This window comes from Microbispora amethystogenes (assembly GCF_016863015.1).
GTDB classification, from domain to species: domain Bacteria; phylum Actinomycetota; class Actinomycetes; order Streptosporangiales; family Streptosporangiaceae; genus Microbispora; species Microbispora amethystogenes.
In genome coordinates, this window is sequence record NZ_BOOB01000042.1 from 85,444 (window position 1) to 103,094 (window position 17,651).

At 73.0% G+C, this 17,651-nt stretch carries 14 protein-coding genes; 6 read left to right on the top strand and 8 right to left on the bottom strand.

The genetic code is table 11. The annotated features are described in order from the left end of the window. Positions 1 to 28: 28 nt before the first annotated feature. Positions 29 to 1,003 carry an SGNH/GDSL hydrolase family protein gene (locus Mam01_RS26475; protein WP_204287891.1) on the bottom strand — a complete coding sequence of 325 codons (975 nt, stop codon included), beginning with the start codon at positions 1,001 to 1,003 and terminating at the stop codon, positions 29 to 31. Between the two features lie 141 nt (positions 1,004 to 1,144). Here Mam01_RS26475 and Mam01_RS26480 point away from each other — a divergent pair, with 141 nt between their 5' ends. Next, positions 1,145 to 2,515: a cystathionine beta-synthase gene (locus tag Mam01_RS26480; RefSeq protein ID WP_204287929.1), complete on the top strand. Its 1,371-nt coding sequence runs from the start codon at positions 1,145 to 1,147 to the stop codon at positions 2,513 to 2,515. Between the two features lie 103 nt (positions 2,516 to 2,618). Next, complete coding sequence (locus Mam01_RS26485; protein ID WP_204287892.1) at positions 2,619 to 3,758, top strand: cystathionine gamma-synthase; 1,140 nt, start codon at positions 2,619 to 2,621, stop codon at positions 3,756 to 3,758. Between the two features lie 192 nt (positions 3,759 to 3,950). Here the strand turns inward: Mam01_RS26485 and Mam01_RS26490 are convergent, their stop codons facing one another. Further along, a complete protein-coding gene (locus tag Mam01_RS26490) occupies positions 3,951 to 5,231 on the bottom strand; it encodes an MFS transporter (RefSeq protein WP_204287893.1) in 1,281 nt (426 codons plus the stop codon). Positions 5,232 to 5,283: 52 nt separating this feature from the next. Between Mam01_RS26490 and Mam01_RS26495 the strand changes: the two genes are divergently transcribed. After that, the gene (locus Mam01_RS26495; protein ID WP_239101631.1) at positions 5,284 to 6,273 is read left to right on the top strand and encodes a CGNR zinc finger domain-containing protein; all 990 of its coding nucleotides are present in this window, start codon (positions 5,284 to 5,286) and stop codon (positions 6,271 to 6,273) included. A 19-nt stretch (positions 6,274 to 6,292) separates the two neighbouring features. Here Mam01_RS26495 and Mam01_RS26500 read toward each other — a convergent pair whose 3' ends face one another. The 3 genes from Mam01_RS26500 to Mam01_RS26510 form a co-directional block, all read right to left on the bottom strand. Next, positions 6,293 to 6,724, bottom strand: coding sequence for a hypothetical protein (locus tag Mam01_RS26500; RefSeq protein WP_150937670.1), 432 nt, complete (start codon positions 6,722 to 6,724; stop codon positions 6,293 to 6,295). A gap of 461 nt (positions 6,725 to 7,185) precedes the next feature. Continuing rightward, the gene (locus Mam01_RS26505; RefSeq protein ID WP_204287895.1) at positions 7,186 to 9,156 is read right to left on the bottom strand and encodes a vWA domain-containing protein; all 1,971 of its coding nucleotides are present in this window, start codon (positions 9,154 to 9,156) and stop codon (positions 7,186 to 7,188) included. Continuing rightward, entirely contained in the window at positions 9,153 to 10,562 is a 1,410-nt protein-coding gene (locus Mam01_RS26510) for a sigma 54-interacting transcriptional regulator (RefSeq protein ID WP_239101632.1), read from the bottom strand. Before Mam01_RS26510 ends, Mam01_RS26505 begins: the two co-directional genes overlap by 4 nt. 236 nt (positions 10,563 to 10,798) lie before the next feature. Between Mam01_RS26510 and Mam01_RS26515 the strand changes: the two genes are divergently transcribed. The 3 genes from Mam01_RS26515 to ilvA are packed head-to-tail and all read left to right on the top strand — an operon-like array spanning position 10,799 to position 14,382. Next, entirely contained in the window at positions 10,799 to 11,986 is a 1,188-nt protein-coding gene (locus Mam01_RS26515; protein ID WP_150937676.1) for an FIST signal transduction protein, read from the top strand. Beyond that, positions 11,983 to 13,065 (top strand): ROK family protein, encoded by a 1,083-nt coding sequence (locus Mam01_RS26520; protein WP_204287897.1) that lies wholly within the window; start codon positions 11,983 to 11,985, stop codon positions 13,063 to 13,065. The genes Mam01_RS26515 and Mam01_RS26520 overlap by 4 nt, the downstream gene beginning before the upstream one ends. Positions 13,066 to 13,119: 54 nt before the next feature. Next, positions 13,120 to 14,382 carry a threonine ammonia-lyase gene (gene ilvA, locus Mam01_RS26525; protein ID WP_204287898.1) on the top strand — a complete coding sequence of 421 codons (1,263 nt, stop codon included), beginning with the start codon at positions 13,120 to 13,122 and terminating at the stop codon, positions 14,380 to 14,382. Positions 14,383 to 14,391: 9 nt separating this feature from the next. Here ilvA and Mam01_RS26530 read toward each other — a convergent pair whose 3' ends face one another. The 3 genes from Mam01_RS26530 to hppD all read right to left on the bottom strand — a co-directional run bounded on the left by Mam01_RS26530 (position 14,392) and on the right by hppD (position 17,644). Next, entirely contained in the window at positions 14,392 to 15,870 is a 1,479-nt protein-coding gene (locus tag Mam01_RS26530; protein WP_204287899.1) for a M1 family metallopeptidase, read from the bottom strand. Positions 15,871 to 15,946: 76 nt separating this feature from the next. Then, positions 15,947 to 16,483, bottom strand: coding sequence for an RDD family protein (locus Mam01_RS26535; RefSeq protein WP_204287900.1), 537 nt, complete (start codon positions 16,481 to 16,483; stop codon positions 15,947 to 15,949). Positions 16,484 to 16,540: 57 nt separating this feature from the next. Beyond that, the gene (gene hppD, locus Mam01_RS26540; RefSeq protein WP_204287901.1) at positions 16,541 to 17,644 is read right to left on the bottom strand and encodes a 4-hydroxyphenylpyruvate dioxygenase; all 1,104 of its coding nucleotides are present in this window, start codon (positions 17,642 to 17,644) and stop codon (positions 16,541 to 16,543) included. Positions 17,645 to 17,651: the final 7 nt, after the last annotated feature.

Sequence of the window (17,651 nt, forward strand, 5' to 3'; positions counted from 1 at the left end):
ACGGCCCGGCCGCAGGAGGTGACCGGCTCTAGGCGTTCGGAAGCGGCCCGGGTCTCCGGCGGAGCAGCGCCGCCCACCGTCCACGGGGGCCGACCGCCCGGCCGGCGACCCGGGTCGCGACGACCTCGGTGCCGGGCTCCTCCACGGCCATTGCGGCCAAGAGGTGTTGCGATCCTTCGACGCGTACGGGTTCCGGCTCGGGCCACAACCCCAACGCGGTGCATACAGACGGTAGCACTGCGTACGCGGCCTGTAGGTAACCTCGGGCAGATGGATGAAAACGATCAGGTCCGAACATCTCGGCCGGGTAGGCCTCGAACTCGGGTCCGAGCAGGTCGGCGAACGCGACGGTCCGGCCGCCCTCCTCGAGGACGGCGACCGTCTGGGCGGCGGCGAGCCGGCGCGACCAGCGCCGGGTGACCCAGCGCAGGGGCTGGGCGATCGGGCGCACGGTGCCGAGGTCGGGGCAGGTGCCCACGACCACCTCGGCTCCGGCCTCGCGCAGCCTCGCCACCGCCTCCCGCAGGTGCCGTACGGCCCGGGCCGTCGGGGTCGACGTGGTCACGTCGTTGGCCCCCACGAAGACGATCGCGATCTCCGGGCGGGTCTCCAGCACGCGGTCCACCTGGGCGCCCAGGCCGGCGGAGGAGGCCCCCGACCGCCCGGCGACGGTGAGGCGCACCGGGCGCTCGGCCACCTCGGCGAGGCCGTACGCGATCAGCACGCCGGGGGTGTCCTCGGGGCGGGTCATGCCGAGGCCGACGGAGGTCGAGTCGCCGAGCACGGCCATCCGGATCGGCTCCCCGGGGCAGGCGCCGTACAGGCCGTCGGAGGCGGGGCCGTCGAGGCCGTGCGGCTGTCCCACGATGCGGCGGGCGACGGCGGCCTCGAAGCGGAGCAGGCCGTAGGTGATCGCTCCCAGGGCGGTGATGCCGCCTCCGCCCAGGGCTGCGGCGGTCGCCACGCGCCGTGCGGCGCCCGTCGTGCCAGGTGTCGGTAGCACCGGCCCTCCTCACCCTCACGGTACGGTGTGGAACCTGACGGTACGGTTTGAAAGTAGGAGACAAGCCGAGGTCCGGCCACCCCTACGGACCCCGGCGTGAAGACGGCCGACAGGCCTCGGGCGGACAAGGTGGTCCTCGCGGTGCGCGTACACGACTCGCTGATCGAGCTGATGGGGAACACCCCGCTCGTCCGGTTGCGCAAGGTCACGGCGGGCGCTCCCGCCCAGGTGCTGGCCAAGGTGGAGTACTTCAACCCCGGCGGCTCGGTGAAGGACCGCATCGCGGTGCGGATGATCGAGGCGGCCGAGCGGAGCGGGGCACTCAAGCCCGGCGGCACGATCGTCGAGCCGACCTCCGGCAACACCGGCGTGGGCCTCGCCATCGTGGCGCAGGAGAAGGGCTACCGCTGCCTGTTCGTCTGCCCGGACAAGGTCGCCCAGGACAAGGTCAACGTGCTCCGGGCGTACGGCGCGGAGGTGGTCGTCTGCCCGACCGCCGTCTCGCCGGACCATCCCGACTCCTACTACTCGGTGTCGGACCGGCTGGCCCGCGAGGTCCCGAACGCCTGGAAGCCCGACCAGTACTCCAACCCCGGGAACCCGGAGAGCCACTACCACTCCACCGGTCCGGAGATCTGGGAGCAGACCGAGGGCAGGATCACCTACTTCGTCGCGGGCATCGGCACCGGCGGGACGATCAGCGGCACGGGGAAGTACCTCAAGGAGATCTCCGGCGGCCGGGTGAAGATCATCGGCGCCGATCCGGTGGGGTCGGTCTACTCGGGCGGCACCGGCCGGCCGTACCTGGTCGAGGGCGTCGGCGAGGACATCTGGCCCGCGACGTACGACACCACGATCTGCGACGAGATCATCGCGGTCTCCGACAAGGACTCGTTCGGCATGACCCGCAGGCTTGCCCGCGAGGAGGCGCTGCTCGTCGGCGGCTCGTGCGGCATGGCGGTGGTCGCGGCGGTGCGCGTGGCCCAGGCGGCCGGGCCGGACGACGTCGTGGTCGTGCTGCTGCCGGACGGCGGCCGCGGCTACCTGTCGAAGATCTTCAACGACGAGTGGATGGCCGACTACGGCTTCCTCACCGAGACGAGCGAGGAGGGCCTGGTCGGCGACGTACTGGGCCGCAAGTCGTCCGGGCTGCCCGAGTTCGTGCACGTCCACCCGCACGAGTCGGTCGGCACCGCGATCTCGATCATGCGGGAGTACAACGTCTCCCAGCTTCCCGTCATGAAGGAGGAGCCGCCGGTCATGGCGGCGGAGGTCGTCGGCTCGATCGTCGAGCGCGATCTGCTGGACGGCCTGTATCGCGGCCGGGTCCGGTCGGAGGACGAGATCGGCGGCCACATGTCCGCGCCGCTGCCGATGATCGGCTACGGCGAGCCGGTGGCCCGGGCGGTCGAGGCGCTGGAGAAGGCCGACGCCGCGGTGGTCCTCGACGACGGCAAGCCGGTGGGCATGGTCACCCGCCAGGACCTGCTGGCCTTCCTCGCCAACCACTGAGCCCACCGCTGAGCCGGCCGCTCGGCCGTCTCTGAGCCGATCACTGAGCCGCCCGCTGACGCGCCCGCCGGGACCAGGCGGGACGGGCGGCTACGCTCGACGCATGAACCATGGTTTCGAGACGCTCGCCATTCACGCAGGCCAGGAGCCCGACCCCTACACGGGCGCCGTCGTGCCTCCCATATATGCCGTTTCCACCTACAAGCAGGACGGCGTGGGCGGCCTGCGGGCGGGATACGAGTACAGCCGGTCGGCCAACCCCACCAGGACCGCCCTGGAGGAGGCGCTGGCCGCCGTCGAGGGAGGCGTGCGCGGGCTGGCCTTCGCGTCGGGCCTGGCCGCCGAGGACACGCTGCTGCGCGCCGTCTGCAAGCCGGGCGACCACGTGGTGATCCCGAACGACGCGTACGGCGGGACCTACCGGCTGTTCGCCCGGGTGCTGGAGGAGTGGGGGGTCACCTTCGACCCGGTGCCGCTCGGAGACGTGGACGCGGTGCGCGCCGCGATGCGGCCGCAGACGCGGGCGATCTGGGTGGAGACCCCCACGAACCCCCTGCTGAACGTCGCCGACGTCGCCGCGCTGGCGGACGTCGCGCACGACGCGGGCGCGCTCCTCGTCGTGGACAACACCTTCGCCTCCCCGTACCTGCAGCAGCCGCTCGGCCTCGGCGCGGACGTGGTGGTCCACTCGACGACCAAGTATGTCGGCGGCCACTCCGACGTGGTCGGCGGGGCGCTGGTGACCCGGTCGGCGGACCTCGGCGAGCGGCTCGCCTACCACCAGAACGCCATGGGCGCCGTGGCCGGGCCGTTCGACGCCTGGCTCACCCTGCGCGGGCTCAAGACGCTGGGCATCCGCATGGACCGGCACTGCGACAACGCCGAGCGGGTGGCCGACCTGCTGCTGTCGCACCCGAAGGTCGTCCAGGTCCTCTACCCCGGCCTGCCCGAGCACCCGGGCCACGAGGTCGCGGCCAAGCAGATGCGGCGTTTCGGCGGGATGGTGTCCTTCCGGGTCGAGGGTGGCGAGGAGGCGGCCGTCGCGGTCTGCGACCGGGCCCGCCTGTTCACGCTCGGGGAGTCTCTCGGCGGCGTCGAGTCGCTGATCGAGCACCCCGGGCGGATGACCCACGCCTCCGCCGCGGGCTCGCCGCTGGAGGTTCCCGCCGACCTGGTGCGCCTGTCGGTCGGCATCGAGAGCATCGACGACCTGCTGGCCGACCTCTCCCAGGCCCTGGGCTGAGTCCTGCCGCGCGCGGCGCAGGCGGCGTCTCGCCGCGTTGCCGCCCACCCACGAGGATTCCTCGCAGGCTCGGAATCTCCGCGGGGCCCGGAGCCGTCGCCGATGACGCCGTTATCGGCTCCTCCTCCGCCTTGTGACGCTTGCTTCCACCTGGATCCCCGCTCGCGACGGGCGGCGATCTCCAGACGCCTCTTAGGCGGAGGTGTGGGACGGGGTCCGCCCGGCCGGTCCCGCCGGGCGGGTCCGGCGGCCCGCCGCCCGCCCGCGCGTCGGCCGCGCTCCCGTCGCCGCGCCTGTCGCCGCGCCCGTCGCGGCCCAGGGCTCGCCGAGCAGCGCGGCGAGCGCGACGGCGGCCAGGACCGCCCCGACGAGGGTCACGCTGTGGACGCCGGGCCCCTCGATCAGCGCGCCGCCGAGCATCGACCCCGCCGCGATCCCGATGTTGAACGCCGAACTCGTCCCGGCGGAGGCGAGGTCGACGCCGCCGGGGGCGATCTGGAGCGTGCGGTTCTGGATCGCGGCGGCGAGGGCGCTGAAGGCCATGCCCGCCAGGCAGAGGCAGACGACGGCCGCGGCCTTGACCGTGCCGAAGGCGTGGAGGCCGAGCAACGCGCAGGCGATGACGGCGAGCGGCGTCAGCAGCGCGCCCCGGGGGCTCCGGTCGAGCACCCGGCCCACCAGCAGGGTGCCGGTGACCCCGGCCACCCCGCCCGCGAGCAGCAGCGGGCTCAGCGCGCCCGGCGCGAAACCCCCCACTTCCAGCAGGTACGGCGTGATGTACGTGTACGCCGTGAGGAAGCCGGTGACGCCGATGACGGTGGCGACGACGAGGGTCACGTACCGCCCGAGGTCGGGCGCGGGGGCGCGGCCCGCGTGCCCGCCGTCCGCGCCGGCCGGCCGGGCGGCGGCCGGGGGAAGGAGCGTGGCCACCGCGACGCAGGTGACGAGCCCGAGGACCGCGAGCGCGGCGAGCGCCGCCCGCCAGCCCGCCTGCTGCCCGAGCCACGTCCCGGCCGGGACGCCGAGGACGGGCGCGAGCGCGGTGCCGATCGCCATCCGGGCGACCACGCGTCCGCGTACGGCCGGGGGGAACATCGCGGTGGCGGTCGGGGCGACGACCGACCAGAAGAGCGCCTGGGTCAGCCCGATCAGCAGCCGGCCCCCGAGCAGGACCGGATAGCCGGGCGCGACCGCGGTCAGCAGGGAGCCCAGCACGAGCACCGCCAGGGTGCCGGTGAGCAGGGCGCGCCTGGGCACCCGACGCGTGAGCCGGGTGAGCGGCAGCGACGCGAGCACCACGACGGCGGCGTATCCGGTGACGAGGAACCCGGTCTCGGACGGTGATCTGCCCAGATCGTGCGCGATCACGGTGAGCAGGCCGATCGGCAGGACCTCCGTGGTGACGTAGGCGAAGCTGGCCACGGAGAGGGCGGCGAGCGCCCACCTCTCCCGGCGTCCCGGTAAGGCCGGCATGTGTCCTCCATCTGCTACCGGTAAAACAGCGATTACTGGTAGCATGACATGCGTGAGTGACGCACACAACGGTGATCCACGCATCGTCGGAGGGCATCTCGCGCTCGACCTGGTCAACACGGTGGCGCCCCGGGTGCCCGGCGGGTCCGCGCATCACGAGTACCTGCCCGGCCCCGCCGCGCTGCTGGCGTGGGCGGAGCGCGCGGGGGCCGTCGGCGCGGAGGAGGCGCGGGCGGTGGCGCAGGCCTGGTCCGCTGTTCCCTCGTCCGCCGCCCAGGCGTGGCACGCCGCCCTGGAGATCCGGGAGTCCGTCTACACCGTGCTGGCGGCCGGCCCCCCGATCGCCGCGGCAGCAGGGGCCGGGACGTCGAGTGCCGAGGCTCCGGGGGCTGGAACGCCGGGCGCTGGGGCGTCGGCGGCTGAAGTTCCGGCGGTCGGCATTCCGGCGACATGGGCGTCGGCCGCGTCTCCAGCGGGAGCGGGGGGCGGTCCGAGTCCGGAATCCGAGGTGCTCGCGGCGCTGGAACGGCTCGGGCTGCGGTGGGCGGGCGCCGCGGCGCGCTCGGCGCTCGTCCCCGAGGCCACCCCGCCGGTCCCCGAAAGCACCCCGCCCATCCTCACGGCCACCCCGACCGTCCCGGAAAGCACCCCGCTGGTCCCCGAGGCCACCCCGACCATCCCGGAAAGCGCCCCGCTGGTCCCCGAGGCCACCCCGACCGTCCCGGAAAGCGCCCCGCTCGTCTCCGAAAGCGTCACGCACGGGCCCGGGGCCGCGCCGGGCCGGGCGGTCCGGCTGCTGGTGGGCACCAGCCCCGCGCTCCTGGTGCCGGACCGGCTCGCCCACGCGGCCGTGGAGTTCCTGTCCACGGCCGACCTGCGGCGGCTGCGGGTGTGCCCCCTGGCGGAGGGCGGGTGCGGCTGGCTGTTCCTCGACCACAGCCGCAACGGCTCGCGCCGCTGGTGCGCGATGGAGGACTGCGGGTCGCAGGCCAAGGCCCGGCGGCTCACGGAGAGGCGCCGGGCCAGGCGTGCTACCGGTTAAACCGACGAGACCGGTAGCGTCAGGGGTTGAAGAAGACCATCAGGAAGAGGATGACGAGCCAGATCAGCGCGCTGATCCCGCCGAGCGCGGCGATCCGCCCGGTCTGCACCTTGGCGTCGTCCTCAGGCGACTCGGTGGACAGCGCCTCGATCGCCGTGCGCTGGTCCCGCTCGACGATCACCAGCAGGACGGCCGCCACCACGAACAGCGTCATCGACACCGACAGGTAGGGCGCCCCGAGGGCGCTGCGGCCCAGCAGCAGGCCGAACAGGAACACCCCGATCGTGAGCAGCCCGAACAACCGGGTCGAGCGGTGCAGATAGCGCAGTACACCAAGATCCCGGGCCCTGATGTAACGCGGTGTGACGCTCGTGACCGCCGTCAGCGGGCCGAGCGCGAAGATCGCGAATCCTATGTGCAGCCACAGCAGCAGATGGTCGAGAGGCGACATGGGCCAGAGGTTATCGCGTCGGTTCCGCGCCGCACGTGCCACGGCACGCATCGCGGCACACGCGATGCCGCGCCGGCCCGGGCGGGCCGGCGCCCGGCCTCACTTCCGGCGGCGCGGGCGGTTGTGGACCGACATCTCGTAGAGGACTCCGGTGAGGATCATGAGGACGACGAGGCCGACCGCTGCGAACATGGGAGCGCTCCTTCCACCGGCGTGTGGAACGACCAGCGCGAACACGGGGAGTGCCTGTCTATCGTCCGCCGATTGCAACCGGGTCGGCAATCGATTATCGATCGCGTCGGCGGCGGTCCCCGGATTCCGGGCCCCCGATCAGAGCCTGCCGCCTGTCCGTATGTCTCCTTCCGCGGGCGTGCCGCGTGCCGGTGCAAGGCCGTCCCCCGTGACGCCTCTATCCCCTCAGGGTGCCCCGTGCGGGCCCCATGTACCCCGTCCGGCCCTGCTCAGCGGGTGCGGCGGGCGCGCAGGAAGTCGCTCACGACGTACTCGCCGAGCCGGTCGGCGCTGGCGGAGAAGACCCGGCCGCCGTTGCGCCGGGCCACCTCGTTGACGAACTCGCGCAGCCGGTCGTCGGCGGCCAGCATGAAGACGTTGATCGTCGCGCGGCGCCGGGTCATCTTGTCGACCTCGGCGAGCGTGAGCGTCAGCGTCTCCTGCGAGGGCGGCCACTCGAACCGGGGCGAGCCGTTCCGCATCAGGTGGGCCGTCGGCTCGCCGTCGGTCACCACGAGGACCACCGGCTCGAAGTCGGGGTGCCGGTCGAGGTGACGGCCCGCGATCAGCAGCGCGTGGTGCAGGTTGGTGCCCTGCACCATGTCCCATTCGAGCCCGGCGAGCTCGTCCGGCCGCAGCACCCGCGCGTAGTTCGAGAAGCCGATGATCTGCACGGCGTCCTGGGGGAACTTCGAGGCGACCAGGGCCTGGAGCGCCAGCGCGGTCTGCTTCGCCGCCGCCCAGGTGCCGCGCAAGGCCATCGAGTACGACAGGTCGACCAGCAGGCACACGGCCGCCGCCGAGCGCCGCTCGGTCTCCACCACCTCGAAGTCGTCGACGGACAGGGTCACCGGGGCGCCCCCGCCGCGCCGTACGCCGTTGACGACGGTCCGTACGACGTCGATCGGCTGCTCGTCGCCGAAGCGCCACTGCCGGGTCGATCCGGTCGGCTCGCCGGCCGTCCCGGCGTCGCGCTGGTCGTGGTCGCCGCGGCGGCCGGACTCCAGGGAGGAGAACACCCGGCGCAGGGCGGTCTCGCCGAGCCGCCGTACGGCCTTGGGGGTGAGCTCCAGCTTGCCGCGGTTGCGCCGCAGGTAGCCCTGGGCCTCCAGCTCGCGCTCGACCTGCCGCAGGGACTCCAGGTCGTCCACCGCCGAACGGCCGAGAGCCCGGCGTACGGCCTCCTCGTCGATGTCGTCGAGCCGGGCGCCGGGGTAGTCCTGCCGGAGCGCGGTCTCCAGGTCGCCGAGGTCGGCCAGTTCCTGCAGGGCGGTCACGGCGTCGCCCAGCCCCGTCGGCTGCTCGCCCGACACGCGTTCGGGAGCGCCCCAGGCGAGGTCGGGGCGGCGGGCGTAGAGGGCGTCGCCGAGCCGGCTCATCTGCTCGGCCAGGCCCGCCTGCTCCAGCGTGTGGTTGATCAGCCCGGCCAGTTCCTCGCGCTGCTCGGGGGTGAGCGAGGCCAGCAGCCGCTGGGCGGCGGCGGCGCGGCGGGCCAGCTGGTCGACCAGCTCGTCCAGGGTCCGCGGGTTCTCGGGGAACATGTCCCCGTATTTCCGCATGAACTGATCGAAGTCATCCTGGCTGTGCTCGCCCCGGGCGTCCCGGTCGAGCATGTCGTTGAGGTCCGACATCATCTGCCGGACCTGTTCCATCGCCGCCGGATCGGGGTTCGCCAGCGCGTCCCGCATGCCGCGGAACCGGCTGTCGAGGACCTCCCTGCGCAGCAGGTCGCGCAGTTCCTCGAACGTCTGCCGCGCGGCGGCCGACCGCCAGTCGTACGCGGCGAGCTCCTGAACCGCGCGAGCGGTGTCGGAGGGCAGCGCGTCGAGCATCGCCTCGCGGAACCGGGCGTCGTCCAGCGCCTCCCCGGCCTCTCCCGAGCCCTCGGACTCCCCCTGGAGCTCCGCCCGCTCCTGGCCGATCGCCTTGTCGAGCAGAGCGCGGGCCCGCTCCAGCGTCCCGTCGAGCCGGGTGCCCTCCCGCAGCTCCCGGCGGCGGCGCCGCACCTGGCGGAGCAGATCCTCGAGGCCGCGCCGGTCGGGAGCGCCGGGGAGCCCCCGGCGCAGCAGGTCGCGCAGCGCGTCGAGCGGCGTCGAGCCGGACAGGACGGCGTCGCCCATCTCGTCGAGGGCCGCGCGCACGTCGTACGGCGGAGCCAGCGGATCCGGCCCGTCGTGGTACTCCCGGTAGAAGTAGCTCACGTGCGGTACACCATGCCGCCGTCGGTCTCGTCCTTGGACAGCCTGCGCATCAGGTAGAGCCCCTCCAGGGCGAACTCCAGCGCCGCGGCGGCGTGACCGGGTGACTCGTCGCCCTCGCCCATGCCGAGCCTGGCCATCATCTTCGACAGCCCTTCGACGCGGCCGATGCGGCGCAGCAGCTCGGTGGCGGGCACCAGATCGCCCGACTCGACCTGAGCGCCCTCGCCGAACCGGTCCAGCAGCGGCGTGAGGTCGGCCCCGCCGAGCGTGCCGCGGAAGGTCTCCGCGGTGGCGCGGCGCAGCAGGTGGGAGAGCACGTCGACCTCCCGCCCCTCCTCGCTGACCTCGAACTCGACCTTGCCGCGCAGCGTGTGGACCACCCCGGGCAGGTCGCACACCCGCGTGACCGGCCGTTCCTCCCCGGTCAGCGCGGCCCGCCGTACGGCGGAGGCGGCGGCGGTCTCGGCCGCGGCGATCGAGAAGCGAGCCGACACGCCCGAGCGGGAGTCGACGGCGGTCGACTCCCGGACGAGGCGGGTGAACCTGGCGATCACCTCCACGAGGTGGTCGGGCAGGTCGGCGCCGAGGGCGTCGAGGTCGGCCTCCTGGCGGATCAGGACCAGCTCGTCCTCGATCGTCTGGGGGTAGTGCGTGCGGATCTCCGCGCCAAAGCGGTCCTTGAGCGGCGTGATGATCCGGCCGCGGTTGGTGTAGTCCTCGGGGTTGGCGCTGGCGACCAGCAGGACGTCCAGGGGCAGGCGGAGGTTGTAGCCGCGGACCTGGATGTCGCGCTCCTCCAGCACGTTCAGCAGCGCCACCTGGATGCGTTCGGCCAGGTCGGGCAGTTCGTTGACGGAGAAGACGCCCCGGTTGGTGCGGGGGACGAGGCCGTAGTGCACCGTCTCCGGGTCGCCGAGCGTGCGGCCTTCGGCGATCTTGATGGGGTCCACGTCGCCGATCAGGTCGCCGACGGAGGTGTCCGGGGTGGCCAGCTTCTCGCCGTACCGGTCCTCGCGGTGCTTCCACGCGACCGGCAGGTCGTCGCCGTGCTCGGCGGCCAGCCGCCGGCAGCGCACGCAGGCGGGGGCGTACGGATGGTCGTTGATCTCGCAGCCCTCGACCACGGGCGACCACTCGTCGAGCAGGCCGGTGATGGTGCGGATCAGCCGGGTCTTGCCCTGGCCGCGCTCACCGAGGAGCACGAGGTCGTGCCCGGCGATCAGCGCCCTCTCCAGGTGCGGCAGGACGGTCTCGTCGAAGCCGACGATGCCGGGGAACCGGGACTCGCCGGAACGTAGCCTGGCCAGCAGGTTCTCCCTGATCTCGGCCTTGACCGTCCGGTGTCGATGTCCACTCTCGCGCAGTTCACGCAGAGTGCTGGGGGCAGGCGTGGGCGATTTGTGCACGGAGTCGAGCCTACGTCCCCGCCCGGTGATCCGGCAGCGGGGTCGCGTCATCCGGGCCCGTCATTCAGGCCCGTCATCCGAACCGTCATCCGAACCGTGATCCGTGCCGTGATCGGGCCGTGCGAGCGCGATTCACCGGGCGTACCGTGCGTTGACCTCCGTTCAGTGGGGAGAATCGTGGAAACGACCGGCCGATGAGAAGCGGTCGCGAAAGAGAGGGCGAGACGATGGCGGTAATGACGAGCCGCTTCGCCGACGGTCTCGCCGTGGGCGCCAACCTGGAGGAGGCGGCCGAGACCGCCGTACGCCAGGCGCTGGCCGGCCTGTCGGGTCCGCCGGACCTGGTCTGTTTCTTCGTCTGCGGAGACGACCCCGACGACGTGGCCCGGGCGGGACAGCGGGCGATGTCCGTCGCCTCCGGGGCCGACGTGATCGGATGCAGCGCGACGGGCGTGATCGGCCACGGCCAGGGCGTGGAGCTCGCCCCGGCGGTCAGCGCGTGGGCCGCGTCCCTCGACGGGGCCAGGATCGACGCGTTCGCGCTGGAGACGCTGCGGACCGAGGACAAGTTCGTGGTCGTGGGGCTGCCCGAGCGGGTTCCGGACGACCGGGTGGCGATCCTCCTGGCCGATCCCTACAGCTTCCCGACCGACGCCTTCGTCGAGCACTCCGACGAGGTGCTGGAAGGCCTGCCGGTCGTCGGCGGCCTGGCGAACGGCCTGCAGGGCCGCGGGTCCGTCCGGCTGTTCGCCAACGGCGAGGTGCACGAGTCGGGCGCCATCGGGGTGGTCATCGGCGGTGAGGTGAACGTGAGCACGGTGGTGAGCCAGGGTTGCCGGCCGATAGGCCCGACCATGGTCGTCACCCGCGCCGAGGACAACGTGCTGCTCGAACTCGCCGGCCAGCCCGCCCTCGCCCGCCTTGAGGACATCGTGAGCGACCTCGACGAGGAGGACCGGGAACTGGTCGCCGCCGGCTTACAGATCGGCATCGCCATGGACGAGTACGCCGAGCGCCACGAGCGGGGCGACTTCCTGATCCGGGGGGTCATCGGCATCGACCCCGAGCGGGAGGCGGTCGCCATCGGCGACGTGGTCGAGATCGGCAGGACCGTGCGGTTCCAGGTCAGGGACGCCGAAGCGGCCGACGAGGACCTCTACGAACTGCTCGACGCCCATCTGCGCGACACCGGCAGGGCCGACGGCGCGCTGCTGTTCTCCTGCAACGGCCGCGGCTCCGGGATGTTCGACTCGGCCGACCACGACGCGCTGGCCGTACGCGAGACGCTGGGGCCCATCGGGGTCGCGGGGTTCTTCGCGGCGGGGGAGGTCGGGCCGGTCGCCGGGCACAACCACGTCCACGGGTTCACCGCCTCGCTGCTCGTCTTCTCCTCCGGCCCGTCCGGCGCGGGGAAGGGCGCGTGAGCGATCTCACCCTGGCCGTCGACATCGGCGGCACGAAGTTCGCGGCCGGGCTGGTGGAGCCGGACGGGCGGGTCGTGGCCGCAGAGCGGGTCGCGACACCCCGGGGCGGCGACGCGGAGACCCTGTGGGAGACCCTGACCGGCCTGCTCGACCGGCTGGAACCGCCTCCGGGCGTCGCGGGTGTGGGGATCGGCTGCGGCGGCCCGATGACCTGGCCCGCCGGGGAGGTCTCCCCGCTCAACATGGGTGGCTGGCGCGGTTTCCCGCTGCGGGAGCGGCTCGCCGCGCGGTTCCCCGGCATCCCGGTCCGCATCCACAACGACGCGATCTGCCTGGCCGTGGCCGAGCACTGGCGCGGCGCGGGGCGGCGGAGCGCGGCCATGCTCGGGATGGTCGTGTCGACCGGCGTCGGCGGCGGCCTGATCCTCGGCGGCAGGATCGTCGACGGCGGGACGGGCAACGCCGGTCACGTCGGTCACGTCGTGGTCGATCCCGCGGGGCCGCCGTGCGGCTGCGGCGGCAACGGCTGCTTGGAGGCGGTCGCCCGCGGTCCCGGGCTCGCCGCCTGGGCGCTCGCCCAGGGCTGGTCACCCGGCGGCACCGGATCGCCCAGCCGCGCCCGATCTCCGGAGGACCTGGGCGGGGGGGATCCGTCACAGCCGGGCAGGGCTTCGGAGCCGGGCGGGGAGCCGTCCCAGGACGGCCGGGAGCCGTCCGGGCAGGGCGGGGAGCTTTACCGGGAGGAGGGGACGGCGACCGCGCGGCGCCTGGCCGCCGACGCGGCGGCGGGCGACCCGATCGCGCTCGCCGCGATGACGCGGGCCGGGCGGGCTCTCGGCATCGCGATCGCCTCGGCCGTCAACCTCTGCGACCTGGACCTCGTGACCATCGGCGGCGGGCTCAGCCAGGCCGGTGACCTGATCTTCGGGCCGCTGGAGGAGGCGCTGCGCGAGCACACCCGGATGGGGTTCGCCCGGCGGGTGCGGGTCGTGCCCGCCGCGCTCGGCCAGGACGCCGGCCTCGTCGGCGCCGCCGCCCTGGTGATCGCCGGCGACCGGTACTGGTCGCCCGGGCCGTGACGACGCGCTCGGCCCACGCCCCCTGTCCCCCTCGGAACCTGTGATGATGGGCGCATGGCTGTCCCACAGGTGACGTACGACGACGTCGTCGCCGCGCGCGCGATGCTGTCCGAGGTGGCGGCGCTGACGCCGGTGCTGCACTCGCGGGTGCTGTCCGAGACCGTCGGCGGCCCGGTCCACCTCAAGTGCGAGAACCTGCAGCGAGCCGGGTCGTTCAAGATCCGCGGCGCGTACGTGCGCATCGCGCGGCTGACCGCGGAGGAGCGGGCCCGGGGGGTGGTCGCGGCCAGCGCGGGCAACCACGCGCAGGGGGTCGCGCTCGGCTCGTCCCTGCTCGGGGCCAAGGCGACGGTCTACATGCCCGAGGGCGCGCCGCTGCCGAAGGTGGAGGCCACCCGGGCGTACGGCGCGGACGTGGTGTTCGCCGGGCACACCGTGGACGAGGCCCTCCGGGCGGCCAGGGAGCACGCGGAGCGCACCGGGGCGGTGTTCATCCACCCGTTCGACCACCCCGACGTCGTCGCCGGGCAGGGCACGGTCGGCCTGGAGATCCTGGAGCAGCTTCCCGGCACGGCCACGATCGTGCTGCCGATCGGCGGCGGCGGCCTGGCCGCGGGCGTCGCGCTCGCGGTGAAGTCCCAGCGCCCGGGGATCAAGGTGGTGGGGGTGCAGGCGGAGCGGGCCGCCGCCTATCCCGACTCACTGGCCGCGGGCCACCCGGTGATGGTCGTGCCGACGTCGACGATGGCCGACGGCATCGCGGTCGGGCAGCCGGGCGACCTGCCGTTCGAACTGATCCACTACCTCGTCGACAGCGTCGTCACCGTCTCGGAGGAGTCGCTGTCGCGGGCCCTGCTGCTCTGCCTCGAACGCTCGAAGCTGCTGGTGGAGCCGGGCGGCGTGGCGGGGGTGGCCGCGCTGCTCGACCATCCCGAGGCGTTCGAGCCGCCGGTGGTCGCCGTGCTGTCCGGCGGGAACATCGACCCGCTGCTGCTGGCCCGGGTGCTGCGGCACGGCCTGGCCGCGGCCGGCCGCTACCTCGCCTTCCGCATCCGGCTGACCGACCGGCCCGGCGCGCTCGCCGTGCTGCTGGCCAGGCTGGCGGATCTCGGGGTCAACGTGCTCGACGTGGTCCACGAGCGGTTCGGCTCCCGGCTGCACCTCGACGAGGCCGAGGTCCTGCTGCAACTGGAGACCCGGGGGCCCGCGCACGGCGACGAGGTGCTCGGCGCGCTGCGGCGGCACGGCTACCGCATCGACGCGGAGTACGGCCTCCAGGTGGGCGGCGAGGGCGTCGTCGCGGCCCTGCGGCCCTGACCGGGCGGGTCAGGCGACCGGCGCCGGGCGCCCCGGCCGGAACAGCCAGGCGTCGAACAGCGGCTTGAGGTTCTTCCCGGAGACGCGCTCGGCCAGCGCGACGAACTCGGGCGTCGTGACGTTGCCGTACCGGTGCGCGGCGGTCCACTGCCTGATCAGCGGGAAGAACCTCTGGTCTCCGATCTCCCGGCGCAGGGCGTGCAGCGTCATCGCGCCGCGCGTGTAGACCGCGGCGTTGAACAGGTCGTCGGAGCGGGCCACCCCCGGGGGATAGCTCCACATCGCGTCCGCCTCGTTCGCGTAGTAGCGGCGGAAGGTCGCGTCGGCGGTGCCCTGGCCGTTGTGCTCCGCCCAGAGCCACTCGGCGTACGTCGCGAAGCCCTCGTTCAGCCACAGGTCACGCCAGCGGCCGATGCTCAGGCTGTCGCCGAACCACTGGTGGGCCAGTTCGTGCGCGATGATGGCGGGCTCGGGCGTGAAGCCGCCGTAGATCGGCTTGGTCTGGTTCTCCAGCGCGTACCCCACCGCGTGGTCGTCGATCACCCCGCCCGTGGAGGAGAAGGGGTACGGCCCGAAGACGCTCGACCAGTAGTCGGTGATCTTGCCCGTCTGGGTGATCAGGGTGTCGAGCGAGCCGCGGAACGAGTCGGCCACGGCGGCGTAGATCGGCAGCCCCCCGCCGCTCGTGCCGGTGCGCACCTGGAACTTCCCGGTCGTCATCGTGGCGAGGTAGCTCGCCATCGGGTGCTTCTCGCGCCAGACGAACGTGGTCTTTCCCGCCGTGGTGCGCGGCGTCCCGGACAGCTCCCCGTTGGCGATCGCGGTCAGCCCCGCGGGCACGGTGATCTGGAAGTCGTACGTCGCCTTGTCGGCGGGGTGGTCGTTGGCGGGGAACCACGTCTTGGCGCCGTTCGGCTCGCAGGTGACGAAGGCGCCGTCGGGCGTCGCGATGAAGCCGTACTCGCCGAGGCTCGCCGACCGCAGCGACTGGGGCACGCCGGAGTAGTCGACCGTCACCGCGAACTTCCCGCCGTCCGCGATCCGCCCGGCCGGTGTCACCACGAGCTCGTCGTCCTGCCGGTCGAACGTGGCCGCCGCGCCGTCCACCGTCACCCGGCTCACCGTGAGCCCGTGCAGGTCGAGGTCGAACGACGTCAGGTCCTGCGTGGCCTTCGCCCGGATCGTCGTGCTGCCCGCGAGGTTCCGCGACGCCGGGTCGTAGGACAGCGTGAGGTCGTAGTGCTCGACGTCGTAGCCGCCGTTGCCGTCACCGGGGAAGTCGGGATCCCCGATCCCGGGAGCGCCCGTCGTGCTTCCCGTGCCTGCCGTACGCGCGGTGGCCACGGGCGGGGCCGCGACAGTGGTCGCGCCCTGCGAGGCCGAGGCGGCGGCGCTCTGGGACGGCGCGCAGGCCGTGGCGGTCGCGACGGCGACGGCGCAGACGATCGCCGGGACGGCCGGGATGACTGGAGAACGGTTCAGCGGCATAGAGTCGCCACTCTACGCGAGGCGTCGGCGTGCTCCGTGTCGCCACGTCAGGGTGTCTCCCCTGCTCACAGGGGGTTCAGGCGTCCACGACGAGAGTCCGGGCGGCCTTGTCGTGCAGGGCCTGCTTCCTGGAGTCGAACAGGATCCAGCCGACGTCGACCAGCCCCAGGAAGCAGAGCGAGCCGAGCACGGTCATCACCGCCTGCCGCAGCGCGACCGGCCCGAGACCGGCGGGCTCCCCGGTCTCCCGGACGACGCGCATGCCGAACAGCCGCTTTCCCACCGTCTGCCCGTTCCAGTACGACTGGAGCAGCCAGTAGTAGAGGAACCCGATCAGCGCGACGAGGAAGCCGTCACCGGCCGGGACCCTCGTCACCACGCCCGTCACGTCGTCGTACGCGGCCCTCCAGTCGTCCCAGGTGACCGGCGCCGTGATCAGCGAGACGATCACGGCGTCCACGATCCCGGCGAACAGCCGTCTCCACCGCCCGGCGAGCCGCGGCGCCGTCTGCCCGAAGGGAGGGGGCGTCCAGGGACTCCGCGGTCCCTCGTACGGGGATCCCCCGTGTGGGGGTTCCTCGTACGGGTTTCCCGGAGGCGGCGGCGTTCCCATGGCTCATTGGTCACCCCGCCGCCCTTCGGGCAAAGCCCGGCACGCGCAAAGTGTGCGTCAGAGGGTGCCCCGGCGCTCCTGCTCGCGCTCGATGGCCTCGAAGAGGGCCTTGAAGTTGCCCTTGCCGAAGCCGAGGGAGCCGTGACGCTCGATGAGCTCGTAGAACACGGTCGGGCGGTCCAGGACGGGCTTGGTGAAGATCTGCAGCAGGTAGCCGTCCTCGTCGCGGTCCACCAGGATGCGGCGCTTCTTCAGCTCCTCGACCGGCACGCGGACCTCGCCGATGCGGGAGCGCAGTTCCGGGTCGTCGTAGTAGGAGTCGGGCGTGTCGAGGAACTCGACGCCCGCCTGCCGCATCGCGTCCACCGTCGCGACGATGTCGTTGGTGGCCAGCGCGACGTGCTGCACGCCCGGGCCGCCGTAGAACTCCAGGAACTCCTCGATCTGCGACTTCTTCTTGCCCTCGGCCGGCTCGTTAAGGGGGAACTTGACCTTGCGGGTGCCGTCCGCGACGACCTTGGACATCAGCGCGGAGTACTCGGTCGCGATGTCGTCGCCGATGAACTCCGCCATCTTGGTGAAGCCCATGACCTTCTCGTAGAACCCGACCCACTCCTCCATGTGCTCGACGTTGCCGACGCAGTGGTCGACCGCCTGGAAGAACCGGCCGTTCTTCACCGCGGGAGGCGCGACGATGGGCTCGGCCGCGACGTATCCGGGCAGGTAGGGGCCGGTGTAGTTGGCCCGGTCGACCAGCGTGTGCCGGGTCTCGCCGTACGTCGCGATCGCCGCGACGACGACCTTGCCGTGCTCGTCCTCCACGACGTGAGGCTCCTCCAGCCCCCGGGCGCCCTGCTGCAGCGCGTACCGGTAGGCCCCCTCCACGTCGGGCACGTCCAGCGCGAGGTCGATCACGCCGTCGCCGTGCTCGGCCACGTGCCGCGCGAGCGGCGTGCCCGCCCGTACGGCCCCGCGCAGCTCGAAGCGCGCCGACCCCGAGACGAGGACGTACGCCACCTCGTCGCGACTGCCGGTCTCCGGCCCCCGGTAGGCCACCAGGCGCATCCCGAAGGCGGTCGAGTAGTAGTGGGCGGCCTGCTTCGCGTTGCCGACCGCGAAGACCACCGCGTCCATGCCGTGAACCGGAAAGACATCGTTCATGTGACAA